Origin of the sequence: Pseudomonas sp. BF-RE-25 (assembly GCF_019956105.1) — a bacterium.
GTDB classification, from domain to species: Bacteria; Pseudomonadota; Gammaproteobacteria; order Pseudomonadales; family Pseudomonadaceae; genus Aquipseudomonas; species Aquipseudomonas migulae.
Genome location: NZ_JAHBDB010000033.1, coordinates 102,527 through 114,486 on the forward strand (window position 1 = coordinate 102,527; position 11,960 = coordinate 114,486).

The 11,960-nt window shown below is 58.8% G+C and carries 9 protein-coding genes; 5 read left to right on the plus strand and 4 right to left on the minus strand.

What is annotated here, in order from left to right:
* Positions 1-61: 61 nt before the first annotated feature.
* Together KGB24_RS16320 and KGB24_RS16325 are read right to left on the minus strand one after the other, a co-directional pair.
* Positions 62-1,846, minus strand: coding sequence for a GspE/PulE family protein (locus tag KGB24_RS16320; protein ID WP_192227505.1), 1,785 nt, complete (start codon positions 1,844-1,846; stop codon positions 62-64).
* 90 nt (positions 1,847-1,936) lie between these two features.
* Positions 1,937-2,275 carry a hypothetical protein gene (locus KGB24_RS16325; RefSeq protein WP_223413752.1) on the minus strand — a complete coding sequence of 113 codons (339 nt, stop codon included), beginning with the start codon at positions 2,273-2,275 and terminating at the stop codon, positions 1,937-1,939.
* 126 nt (positions 2,276-2,401) lie between these two features.
* Here KGB24_RS16325 and KGB24_RS16330 point away from each other — a divergent pair, with 126 nt between their 5' ends.
* Positions 2,402-2,866: an Lrp/AsnC family transcriptional regulator gene (locus tag KGB24_RS16330; RefSeq protein ID WP_008024235.1), complete on the plus strand. Its 465-nt coding sequence runs from the start codon at positions 2,402-2,404 to the stop codon at positions 2,864-2,866.
* A gap of 108 nt (positions 2,867-2,974) precedes the next feature.
* On the opposite strand, the gene KGB24_RS16335 is transcribed toward KGB24_RS16330, so the two are convergent.
* On the minus strand, positions 2,975-4,342 hold the full coding sequence (locus KGB24_RS16335; protein ID WP_008026000.1) for an inorganic triphosphatase: 1,368 nt from the start codon (positions 4,340-4,342) through the stop codon (positions 2,975-2,977).
* A 156-nt stretch (positions 4,343-4,498) separates the two neighbouring features.
* Between KGB24_RS16335 and argE the strand changes: the two genes are divergently transcribed.
* Both argE and argA read left to right on the plus strand, forming a co-directional pair.
* Complete coding sequence (gene argE, locus KGB24_RS16340; RefSeq protein ID WP_223413751.1) at positions 4,499-5,668, plus strand: acetylornithine deacetylase; 1,170 nt, start codon at positions 4,499-4,501, stop codon at positions 5,666-5,668.
* Between the two features lie 266 nt (positions 5,669-5,934).
* Entirely contained in the window at positions 5,935-7,233 is a 1,299-nt protein-coding gene (argA, locus tag KGB24_RS16345; RefSeq protein WP_008026003.1) for an amino-acid N-acetyltransferase, read from the plus strand.
* A gap of 109 nt (positions 7,234-7,342) precedes the next feature.
* On the opposite strand, the gene tauA is transcribed toward argA, so the two are convergent.
* On the minus strand, positions 7,343-8,332 hold the full coding sequence (tauA, locus tag KGB24_RS16350; protein ID WP_223413750.1) for a taurine ABC transporter substrate-binding protein: 990 nt from the start codon (positions 8,330-8,332) through the stop codon (positions 7,343-7,345).
* A 361-nt stretch (positions 8,333-8,693) separates the two neighbouring features.
* Between tauA and KGB24_RS16355 the strand changes: the two genes are divergently transcribed.
* Both KGB24_RS16355 and KGB24_RS16360 read left to right on the plus strand, forming a co-directional pair.
* Entirely contained in the window at positions 8,694-10,028 is a 1,335-nt protein-coding gene (locus KGB24_RS16355; RefSeq protein ID WP_223413749.1) for an OprD family outer membrane porin, read from the plus strand.
* A gap of 373 nt (positions 10,029-10,401) precedes the next feature.
* Positions 10,402-11,769 (plus strand): OprD family porin, encoded by a 1,368-nt coding sequence (locus KGB24_RS16360; RefSeq protein ID WP_008026008.1) that lies wholly within the window; start codon positions 10,402-10,404, stop codon positions 11,767-11,769.
* Positions 11,770-11,960 lie beyond the last annotated feature (191 nt).

Sequence of the window (11,960 nt, forward strand, 5' to 3'; positions counted from 1 at the left end):
CTGGGTTAACTACGCGGGGTTGGATTGCCAATGACCCTGCCGAGTTCCATCACGGTCGCAGCTACTTTTGTTCACTTTGCGGTGTCACCCGCAGCACCTCCTCGATCGTCGTCAAACCTGCGGCGACTTTCTGTGCGCCCGACAGTCGCAAGCTGCGCATGCCTTCCTTGAAAGCCTGGCGCCGTATCGCCAGCAAGTCGGTGTCGGGGTTGATCAGCGCTTTGAGGCCATCCGTCAGTTGCATGATTTCGTACACCCCGGCGCGGCCGCGATAGCCGGTGTCGCGGCATTCCAGGCAACCGATGGCGCGTTGCGCATTGCCGGGCAACGGCGCTTGCCAGGGTTTGGTCAGGGTTTGCCAGTCTTCTTCACTCAGGGTCAGCGGGGCCTTGCAGTGCGGGCACAACGTACGGACCAGCCGCTGCGCCATGACGCCGAGCACCGTGGCCTTGATCAGGTAATGCGGCACACCGAGTTCCAGCAGGCGGCTGATGGCGCTGGGCGCGTCATTGGTGTGCAGCGTCGATAGCACCAGGTGGCCGGTGAGCGCGGCCTGAATCGCCATTTCGGCCGTCTCCAGGTCCCGGATCTCGCCGATCATGATGATGTCCGGGTCTTGTCTCATCAGTGCGCGCACACCGGCGGCGAAGGTCAGGTCGATGTTGTGCTGGACCTGCATCTGGTTGAAGGCCGGCTCGACCATCTCGATCGGGTCTTCGATGGTGCAGAGGTTGACCTCCGGCGTCGCCAGTTTTTTCAGGGTGGTGTAGAGCGTGGTGGTCTTGCCCGAACCGGTCGGGCCGGTCACCAGAATGATGCCGTTGGGCTGGCTCGTCATGTCCTGCCAGCGGCGCAGGTCTTCGGCGGAAAACCCAAGCTGATCGAAATCCTTGAGCAGCACTTCCGGGTCGAAAATCCGCATGACCATTTTTTCGCCGAACGCCGTCGGCAACGTCGACAGCCGCAGTTCGACTTCGCCGCCATCCGGGGTCTTGGTTTTGACCCGGCCGTCCTGGGGTTTGCGTTTTTCCGCGACGTTCATCCGCCCCAGGCTCTTCAGGCGACTGACAATCGCCATGGTCACCTGCGGCGGGAATTGATAGACGTTGTGCAACACACCGTCGATGCGAAAGCGCACAGTGCCTTGCTCGCGTCGGGGCTCGATGTGGATATCGCTGGCGCGTTGCTGGAAAGCGTACTGGAACAGCCAGTCGACGATATTGACGATGTGCGCGTCGTTGGCGTCCGGCTCCTGATCGCTGGCGCCGAGGTTGAGCAGTTGTTCGAAATTGCCCAGGGTACTGGTTTGATGATCGTTGTTGGTTGCGCCGCTGACCGATTTGGCCAGGCGAAAGAACTCCACGCTGAAGCGCTGGATGTCCACCGGGTTGGCCACCACCCGTTTGATCGGCAGCTTCAACACATGGGTCAGGTCGGCTTCCCAACCTTTGACGTAAGGCTGGGCGCTGGCCACGGTCACGGCGTCGCGATCGATGGACACCGCGAGAATCTTGTGGCGCTGGGCGAAGGCGTAGGACATCAACGGCGTAACGGCCGCGACGTTGATTTTCAGCGGATCGATGCGCAGATAAGGCTGACCGGCCTGCTGCGACAGCCACAGGGTCAGGCTTTCCAGATCGAGGTGTTTACCGGGACGGCTGAGGTCATCCAGCTGTTGGCTGGCGATGAACTCCAGCGGGTGCATCTGGCCATTGGCGGCGTGACGGCGGCGGGCATTCAGTGCGTGCTCGGCCGAATCCTGGCTGATAAAGCCCTGGGCGACCAGCTCGCGCAGCAAATCATTGAGATCCAGCCAGCGGTCCTGAAGGGCAAGTTGAACGGACATGCGGGCTCCTCGTGAACAACAGTTCGCAAAGGATAGTCGTGGACCCACCGACCGTTGGGCCACTACCCGACGAAGCCGTAACGGGTTTTTTCAGCCCGTCGCCTGAGCGGCATCAGCCCACGCAGAATCAGGCGTTTGCAGGTCCACCGAGCAGACGCTGATCAGGTTACGCAGTTTTTCCGCGATCACTTGAGCGCGGTGCCAGCTCAGTCCGTCCATGACGATGTCGATCGCCAGCAGATCGTCCGTGCGCTGCACGTTGACCTGTTGCGGCGTCAGGAACTGCAGTGCGAACAGGTTGAGCGCCCGGCACAGCAGGTCCGGTTCGGCTTCGGCCAGCAGTTGATAGTGCACACGACACTGGGTGTTGCTGGCGTTCCAGACATCGGCGCGGGTGGGCGAGGTGTTCACGGCTTCAAGATGCGGCATGGTCGGTCTCCAAAATCACTGGAGGAATTTTTACATTCGATGCCGGGCATTTCTTATCTATGATGGGGCTAATTAACGATTTATCGAATCGTGCGATTCAACAAGACATCGATTACGGGTTTTTCTATGCAAAGCGAACTGGATGGCTACGACCGCAAGATTCTCGCGTTGCTGCAAGAGGACGCTTCGCTCTCCAGCGCGCAGATCGCCGAGCAGGTGGGGCTTTCGCAGTCGCCGTGCTGGCGGCGGATTCAGCGGATGAAGGAGGAGGGGATCATTCGCGGCCAAGTGACGCTGCTGGACCGCAAGAAAATCGGGCTCAACACGCAGATCTTTGCCGAGGTCAAACTCAACGCGCACGGGCGTTCGAACTTCACTGAGTTCACCGAGGCGATTCGCGGTTTTCCCGAAGTGCTGGAGTGTTATGTGCTGATGGGGTCGGTGGATTTCTTGTTGCGGATTGTCACGGCGGACATCGAGGCGTATGAGCGGTTTTTCTTTGAGAAGCTGTCGATGGTGCCGGGGATTCAGGAGGTGAACTCGATTGTGGCGTTGTCGGAGATCAAGTCGACGACGAGTTTGCCGGTCTGAAGATTTGCGGTGAATTTGCTGGCCTCATCGCTAGCAGGCTAGCTCCCACACGGGTTTTGTGGCGTGCACAAAGCCAATGTGGGAGCCAGCCTGCTGGCGATGACGGTTTTACATACGCAGCAGCATTTTCCAGGCACGATTCTGATAAACGGCAATCGCCTGCTGCTTACGCGCATCCAGCAATTCATCGGTGATCGGCTCGTTAGCCAGCAACGCCAACTGTTTCAGCTCGCCGTACAGTCGATCCATTTCCGGGACCTCCAGCACGTTGCGCGCATGGTGCAACCAGGACTGGATGCGCTCGATGCGCGGCAGTTGCTCGGCCAGATCTTCCGGCTGCTGCTGGTAACGCTGCAATTGCAGGGACGTCGCTTCTTCACCGAGCAAGCGCGGCAACCAGCTACCCAGTTGCGCAGCGCCCTGGCGATTGCCGCGAACATTACGATCGGCCGCCCAGGTGCGGGCCAGCAACCAGCGCGAGGTGTTCAGCGAGAACAGGCCCCAGCGCGGGTCTTCGAGTTCTTCGAGGAACTGCTCCGGCGCGGCTTTGCGCACGTCTTCGTCGTCCAGACCGGCTTGAACCAGCGGACGCCAGTCTTCAAGCAAGGCATCCAGGGCGAGACGCAGATCGTGCGTCGACTGACGCGGCGCGGCCTGGCCAAGGCTGCTCAGCAGGGCGCGCAATTCAGCGAGGTTTTCGACCCAGTCCTGCAACAGACGCCAGTGGCCATTGAAGCGATATTGCTCGGCCAGACGCTGGCTGCTGCTCAGCAAGTGCCAGCTCAACGCGGCGAACGCGTCATCCAGCGGCATTTCGGCGCTGATCTGCGGGGCCGGCAGGCTCAACGAATAGCTGTTGGCGTCGTACAAGCGATAACCGCGTTCGGCCTTGCTGATGTCACACGGCATCAGGGCCAGGGTCGCGGCCAGTTCGGCGGCCAGTTCCAGCAATGCAGCCGGTTCACCTTCGCGCAGTTCCAGTTCCAGCTCGCAGATTTCTTCTTTCTGCTTGCCGACCACCACGTGGCCCAGGTCCAGCGCGGCTTCGATGACCACTTTGGTCTTGCCACGGCCCCAGGCGATTTCAGCGCGTTCGCGGACGAAATCGGTGGTGAAGATCGGCTTCAGGGTTTTCTTGTCCAGCTCGGCCAGCTCTTCAGGCCAGCATTCGCCGTCGAGTTTCTTCACGTCGAGCTTGGCTTTGGGCAGGTTCCAGTCGTATTCGTTTCGCTCGGACAAACCGGCGACGCTCTGGCCGCGGGTCTTGAGGGTCTGAATGACTTCTTCGCCGTCCTTGCGCAGGCGCAGGGCAACCTTGGCGCGGGCCAGGTCGCGCTCAGGCGTGTCGAAGTACTGGTTCATCAGTTCACGGCGTTCCCAGCCACTTTTGTTGCGTTTTTTCAGGAGCGGGTGCTCGCGCAGTGCGGCGAGGGTTTCGCGGCTGACGCGGAGTTTGATTTCAGTTTCTTTCTGCATGGCCGGAAAATCCAGGATCGGGAGCGCAGCCGGGGGAATGTGTGGCTGCCAAGGTCGTGCAGTGTACAGCACTGCTCAGACCTACGCGCCGCGACGGTTTATTCCTGTCACCGGATGGTTCTATGATGGACTTCAATTCGGGAGTTGGAGTCAGCGATGCCGTTGCCGTCGATGAAAGATCAGTTCGCTGCGCTGATTGCCGCACCATCGGTCAGTTGCACTCAGGCCAGTCTCGATCAGACCAACCGTCCGGTGATCGATTTGCTGGCGACGTGGCTCGGTGATCTGGGTTTTGCCTGCGATATCCAGCAGGTCAGCCCCGGCAAATTCAACCTGCTGGCCAGTTTTGGTTCCGGCCCCGGCGGTCTGGTGCTCGCCGGGCATAGCGACACGGTGCCGTTCGATGGCGCGTTGTGGCAGACCGATCCGCTGAAACTGACCGAAGTCGATGGTCGCTGGGTCGGGCTGGGCAGTTGCGACATGAAAGGCTTTTTTGCCCTCGCCATCGAAGCCGTCCTGCCGTTGCTCGACCAGCCGTTCAAACAGCCGTTGCTGATCCTCGCCACCTGCGACGAAGAAAGCTCGATGTCCGGCGCGCGTGCCTTGGCCGCAGCAGGACGTCCGTTGGGGCGAGCGGCGGTGATCGGCGAGCCGACCGGGCTCAAGCCGATCCGCATGCACAAAGGCATCATGATGGAGCGCATCGACATTCTCGGTCAGAGCGGCCATTCCTCCGATCCGCGCCTGGGTCATAGCGCCCTCGAAGCCATGCATGATGCGATTGGCGAATTGCGCGGCCTGCGCCTGCTGTGGCAACGTGAATTCCGCAATCCGCAGTTTGGCGTGCCGACTCCGACCATGAACTTCGGCTGTATCCATGGCGGGGATAACCCCAACCGGATTTGCGGTCAGTGTTCGCTGGAATTCGACCTGCGTCCGTTGCCGGGCATGGACCCCAAGGTGTTGCGCGCGGAGATTCTGCAGAAACTCCAGCCGGTTGCCGAGCGCCATCAGGTGAAGATCGATTACGCGCCGCTGTTCCCTGAAGTGCCGCCCTTCGAGCAGGCCGAAGACGCTGAATTGGTCCGCATCGCGGAGCAGCTCACCGGTCATCGCGCCGAAGCAGTGGCGTTCGGGACGGAAGCGCCTTATCTTCAACGCCTTGGCTGCGAAACGCTGGTGCTGGGCCCGGGTGACATCGCGTGTGCGCACCAACCGGGGGAATACCTCGAAATGTCACGTTTGCAGCCTACCGTGCATCTATTACGACAGTTGATTGAACATTACTGCCTGACACCGGCCCAATCGCCGATGTCGGTTGGTTGAGCACCATCCATGTGGGAGCGAGCCTGCTCGCGATGGCGATCTATCATTCAACATCCATGTTGACTGGTCTGGCCTCATCGCGAGCAGGCTCGCTCCCACAGGGTCTGTGTCATGACCGACAAAGTGTATAAATTGCCGATGTTTAAACCCGTATTCATGAGGAGAGCGCGCGTGTCGCCAAGCCTGTTCCGACGATAACCATCAGCCCGCTGTGCGTTTTCTGTTTCGCCCATTTTTTGGCTGCTATTTATTACAGGCCCAGGTTCATGCCCGAATACGTTAATTGGCTTCGTCACGCTTCGCCTTACATCAATGCCCACCGCGATTGCACCTTCGTCGTCATGCTGCCCGGCGACGGCGTGGAGCACCCCAACTTCGGCAACATCGTCCACGACCTGGTGCTGCTGCACAGCCTCGGCGTACGACTGGTGCTGGTTCACGGTTCCCGTCCGCAAATTGAAACCCGTCTCGCTGCACGCGGCCTGACCCCGCATTACCACCACGGCATGCGCATCACCGATGCCGCGACGCTGGAGTGTGTGATTGACGCGGTCGGCCAGTTGCGTATCGCCATCGAAGCGCGCCTGTCCATGGACATGGCTTCGTCGCCGATGCAGGGCTCGCGCCTGCGGGTGGCCAGCGGCAACCTGGTGACCGCCCGGCCGATCGGCGTGCTCGAAGGTGTCGACTATCACCACACCGGCGAAGTGCGTCGGGTTGACCGCAAAGGCATCAATCGCCTGCTGGACGAGCGCTCCATCGTGCTGCTGTCGCCGCTGGGCTACTCGCCGACCGGTGAGATTTTCAACCTCGCTTGCGAAGACGTCGCGACCCGCGCCGCCATCGACCTGGGTGCCGATAAACTGCTGCTGTTCGGCGCGGACCTGGGCTTGATCGATGAAAACGGTCGTCTGGTGCGCGAGCTGCGCCCGCAACAAGTGCCGGCGCATTTGCAGCGTCTGGGCAGCAACTATCAGGCGGAACTGCTGGATGCGGCGGCTGAAGCCTGCCGTGGCGGCGTGGCGCGCAGCCATATCGTCAGTTACGCCGAAGACGGCGCGCTGCTGACCGAACTGTTCACCCGTGACGGCGGCGGTACGCTGGTGGCACAGGAGCAATTCGAGGTCGTGCGCGAGGCCGCGATTGAAGACGTTGGCGGTTTGCTGGACTTGATCAGCCCGCTGGAAGAGCAGGGGATTCTGGTGCGGCGTTCGCGTGAGGTGCTGGAGCGTGAGATCGAGCAGTTCAGCGTGGTCGAGCGCGAAGGCATGATCATCGCTTGCGCGGCGCTGTATCAGATTGCCGATTCGGATGCCGGGGAGTTGGCGTGTCTGGCGGTGAACCCGGAGTACCGTCATGGCGGTCGCGGGGATGAGCTGCTGGAACGGATTGAAACCCGTGCCCGGGCTCAGGGTTTGAAAACCTTGTTTGTCCTGACTACCCGTACGGCTCACTGGTTCCGCGAGCGCGGGTTTGTGCCAAGCAGCGTCGAGCGCCTGCCGTCGGCGCGGGCGTCGCTGTACAACTATCAGCGTAATTCGAAGATCTTCGAAAAAACCTTGTAACCGAGGTGACTCCATCGCGAGCAGGCTCGCTCCCACACGTTTATTGGCGTATGCAAAACCAATGTGGGAGCGAGCCTGCTCGCGATCGGTTGCGAAGCGACCGTTTTATCTACTGAGCGACAAATTTGGCGCTGACATACGGCGAATAGTCCGGCAGCACCGTCTCAACCTTGCCTTGTTCCTTCAAAAACTTCGCCGTCTCACCAATCGCCTTCGCCGTGCCGCCCTCCAGCAGCGCGGTGGTTTGTTGCGCCTTGGCGTCCGGGAATGCAGAACCGGCCAACAATTCCGGTACATCGGCGGCATTGGCACCGGTCAGTTTGGCGATTTTCTGTACCGGCACCGAATCGGCGGTCCAGCTGTCTTTATGTGCCGCATAGTCGGCGAACGAGTCCAGCGTCACCTTGGCGAACTTGGCTACGACGTCCGGATGTTTCTCGGCGTAATCCTTGCGCGCTACCCACACTTCAAAAGTCGGCGCGCCCCACTGACCGACCTGTGCGGCGTCAGTCAACGTCTTGCCAGTCTTGCGAATTTCCCCCAGGGCGGGCGACCAGACGAACGCACCGTCGATGTCTCCACGCTTCCAGGCGGCAGCGATTTCCGCCGGTTGCAGGTTCACCACTTTGACTTTCGAGGCGTCCAGGCCCCAGTGCTTCAAGGCACCGAGCAAGCTGTAGTGAGAGGTTGAAACGAACGGTGTGGCGATAGTCTTGCCGATCAGATCTTCCGGTTTATCGATGCCGCTGCCGTTGCGCACCACCAACGCTTCGGCGGCGTTGATCTGGGCAGAAACGATAAACGCGACGATCGGCAAATTGCGCGAGGCGGCCGCGGCCAGCGGGCTTGAGCCGAGGTTGCCAATCTGTACGTCACCCGAGGCGATGGCGGTTACTACTTCCGGCCCACTGTTGAAACGACGCCAGTCAATTTTTTGGCCGATGGTTTTCTCGTAGAGTCCATCCGCCTGGGGGACTTTGCTGGGGTCTATTCCGGTTTGATAGCCGACGGTGAGGTTCGCGGCATGGGCGGAAAAAGAAAATAATACCGATACACAAACTGTAACAATTGGGTTGGATAGTGCGCGCTTGGTCGTCATGGCGTAGGCCTTATCGATAGGAATTGTTGCGGAATTGCTTCCAAACCTAATCGATCTAAAAAACGCCTAATAAATACCATTTAGGAATTAGCTTATGAGCTGGCCGCTCTAGTCCGCGGGGCAGCAAACGTTGAGCCAAATTCCTAAACGGTATTAGAAAAGAATCCAGCCATTCTTTTCAGGTTTATGACGAAATCATGACCCTGCACGGACCAAAAAACGGGGATTAGACCATGGTCGTAGACACACATGGTTACGATTGACTTGTGGGTCACGCTCTGGCGCTAATCGCGCATCTTAGGACTTGGGACATTGATTCCGGGCCAGGAATACAAGAATTAGAGACGAGAGGAGTTTAACAATGAACAAGTCCACCTTGGCGCTGGCCGTGGCCCTAGGGGTTATGGCGCAGCAGGCAGGCGCCGCTGGTTTCATCGAAGACAGCAAGGCTTCCGTCAGTTCGCGCACCTACTATTTCGACGCCGATGTCCGTGAAGGTGCCAAGATTCCAGCCAACCGTCAGCGAGAAGCCGCTGAAGGCCTCAAGTTCGATTACCAGTCGGGCTTCACCCAAGGTGTCGTAGGTTTCGGTATCGATGCCCAGGCATTGGTCGGTATCCATCTGGACGGCGGTAAGGGCCATCACCCGGACAATAACTCCTTCAGCCCTAGCGATACCGATGGTTCGGCAGAGAGTTCGTGGAGCCGCGTGGCGGGCAACGTCAAGGCACGCTTCTCGAAGACAGAGGCCCACTACGGTGGTGCCCTGCAGCCAAACATGCCGATCCTGATCGCGAACGACAGTCGCGTACTGCCACAAACCTTTGAAGGTGGCACCATCACCTCGAAGGAAATCGACAACGTGACCTTCAACGTAGGTCAGCTGGAACACGCGACCGGTCGCGCGTCCAGCAACAGCACTGGCCTGTCTGTGGCTGGCGCTACTCAGGACAGCAATCAGTTCCGTTATGCCGGTGCTGACTGGAAGGTCACCAAAGACCTGATGCTGCAGTACTACTACGCGAACCTGGAAGATTTCTACAAGCAGAGCTTCCTCGGTCTGGTGCACGTCTACCCGATCGCACCCAACCAGTCGTTCAAGACCGATCTTCGTTATTTCGACAGCAGCTCCGACGGCAAGAACGGTGACGCTGGCTACCAATTCAGCAACAACGGTGGTTTCGCCAAGAACAAGGGCGAGGTCGATAACAAGACCTGGAGCGCCACGTTCACCTACACCCTGGGCGGCAACGCGTTCCTGCTCGGGCATCAGCGTGTCAACGATGACGGCGGCTTTGTCTTCTTGAACCAAGGCAACGTTGTCGATGGTAACGGTCGCAACGAAGGCGCTGGCGGCGCCAGCTTCTACTCGTTCACCGATGCCACTGTGGGCAGCTTTATCCGTGCCGGTGAAAACACCACGTACGGTCAGTACACCTATGACTTCGCGTCTTTGGGTGTACCAGGCTTGAAAGCTTCGGCTGGTTACTTGTATGGCCGGGATATCAAGACCGTCAGCGGCGCGGGTGAAGACCTGAACGAGCGGGAAACCGACCTGCGCGTGGACTATGTGATTCAAACCGGTCCACTTAAAGGGTTTGGCACGACGGTGCGTCACGGTGCTTATCGTGGCAACACCAACGCTGACCAAGACCAGACCCGTCTGATCTTCAACTACACCTACAGCTTCTTGTAAGAGATTGCGCAAAAGAGCCTCGCCGTTTGGCGGGGCTTTTTTGTGAATTTTTCGTATATGCCAATTAGATATTACTTAGGAATTTATTATTCTTTTTGGCTTTTAAAATAAACCCCTAAAGTGCATCCCGCCGGGGCCGATATTGAGTGTCCTGCCGCGATTAAAATGCCGCTTTTTATTCCCGCACGGCATGAAAAAGAATGAAATAAATGTATTTACGTTTACCATGCCGGCCCATTCGCCGCGCTTAGACCCTTGACTTAGACACATCAGTTGAGTGGCGCGCGGATTGCGGTTGGCGGTATCCGCACATTTCAGGATCCAGGGCATTCGACTCAGGACCGAAAAAATTAGAAACGAGAGGAGCGAAACAATGAACAAGTCCACCTTGGCCCTGGCTGTGGCCGTAGGGGTTTTGGCGCAGCAGGCAGGCGCCGCCGGTTTCATCGAAGACAGCAAAGCTACTTTGGGGCTGCGTAACTTCTACATCAACACTGATAACCGTGACGGCGATACCAAAGCTGCCAAGGCTCAGAACAAGCTGGAAGAGTGGGGCCAAGGCTTCGATCTGCGCTTCACCTCCGGTTACACCCAAGGCACCGTCGGCTTCGGTATCGATGCTATCGGCCTGCTGGGCGTGCGTCTGGATACGGGCGGTGGTACTAACGGCGCCACTTCGACTTCGTACGGCGGCACTGTTTTCCCAAGCAAATCCAACGGCGAAGCGGTTGATAACTTCTCCAGCCTGGGTCTGACTGCCAAAGCCAAGATCTCCCAGACTGAACTGAAGCTGGGCACCCTGCAGCCAAAACTGCCGGTTATCGTGACCAACGACGGTCGTCTGCTGCCACAAACCTTCCAGGGTGGCCAGATCACTACGAACGAAATCAAAGACCTGACACTGGTCGGTGGTCAGATCGAGCACGCCAAAGGTCGTAACTCCAGCAACAACGAAGAGTTGTCGATCGCTGGTGCCAACGCCCACACGGCTGCCGGTCGCGACAGCAACAAATTCATTTACGGTGGCGGTGACTACAAAATCACCAAAGACCTGACTGCCCAGTACTACTACGGCAACCTGGAAGACTTCTACAAGCAGCACTTCCTGGGTCTGGTTCACAACTGGGCCATCGGTCCAGGCGTGTTGAAGTCGGACTTCCGTTACTTCAACAGCCGTGATGATGGCGCCAATGGCCATGACTCTGCCTACTTCACCACTGGTGACTACGGCACTGGCATCACCAAGGGCAAGGTTGACAACAACCTGTACAGCGGCTTGTTCCTGTACAGCGTTTCAGGTCATACCTTCGGTGGCGGCTATCAGGTCAGCAACGGCAACAGCGACTTCCCATGGCTTAACCAGGGTGACGGTTCGTCGGCTTACCTGACTACCGACAGTCAGATTGCCAAGTTCGCCCGTGCCGGTGAACGCACCTGGCAAGCTCGCTACTCGTACGACTTCGCCAAGGTTGGCATCCCTGGCCTGACCGCCGGTGTGGTTTACCTGCGTGGCGACAACATCGACACCTCCGGTAAAGTCGGCACCCGCCAAGTCAACGTCAACGATACTGGCCGCTCCGAGTGGGAACGCGACCTGACCGTCGGTTACGTCGTACAAGAAGGCACGCTGAAGAACCTGGGCGTGATGTGGAAAAACGCTACCTGGCGCAACGACATCCCTGGTCAGCGCGACCAGGACGAAAACCGCCTGATCGTCAGCTACTCGATCCCGCTGTTGTAATAGCGCTCGCGTAACCGCTGAAAAAAAGCCCCGCCCGGCATCACGCCGGGCGGGGCTTTTGCGTTTTCGGGGCGGGGTCACCCCCGTAATCCCGTCCCGAAACGTTCCCTCTTTTGCAGCGACTCAAGGCCTTCTCGAACCTTGGAAGCGATAGTCGTCGCGATGACTTTGCAGGTCCAGTGAACAGATCT

Excerpts from the sequence above, each read along its gene's own strand:
- KGB24_RS16320 (WP_192227505.1), bottom strand. The coding sequence starts at position 1,846 with ATGTCCGTTCAACTTGCCCTTCAGGACCGCTGGCTGGATCTCAATGAT.
- KGB24_RS16325 (WP_223413752.1), bottom strand. The coding sequence starts at position 2,275 with ATGCCGCATCTTGAAGCCGTGAACACCTCGCCCACCCGCGCCGATGTC.
- KGB24_RS16330 (WP_008024235.1), top strand. The coding sequence starts at position 2,402 with ATGCAAAGCGAACTGGATGGCTACGACCGCAAGATTCTCGCGTTGCTG.
- KGB24_RS16335 (WP_008026000.1), bottom strand. The coding sequence starts at position 4,342 with ATGCAGAAAGAAACTGAAATCAAACTCCGCGTCAGCCGCGAAACCCTC.
- argE (WP_223413751.1), top strand. The coding sequence starts at position 4,499 with ATGCCGTTGCCGTCGATGAAAGATCAGTTCGCTGCGCTGATTGCCGCA.
- argA (WP_008026003.1), top strand. The coding sequence starts at position 5,935 with ATGCCCGAATACGTTAATTGGCTTCGTCACGCTTCGCCTTACATCAAT.
- tauA (WP_223413750.1), bottom strand. The coding sequence starts at position 8,332 with ATGACGACCAAGCGCGCACTATCCAACCCAATTGTTACAGTTTGTGTA.
- KGB24_RS16355 (WP_223413749.1), top strand. The coding sequence starts at position 8,694 with ATGAACAAGTCCACCTTGGCGCTGGCCGTGGCCCTAGGGGTTATGGCG.
- KGB24_RS16360 (WP_008026008.1), top strand. The coding sequence starts at position 10,402 with ATGAACAAGTCCACCTTGGCCCTGGCTGTGGCCGTAGGGGTTTTGGCG.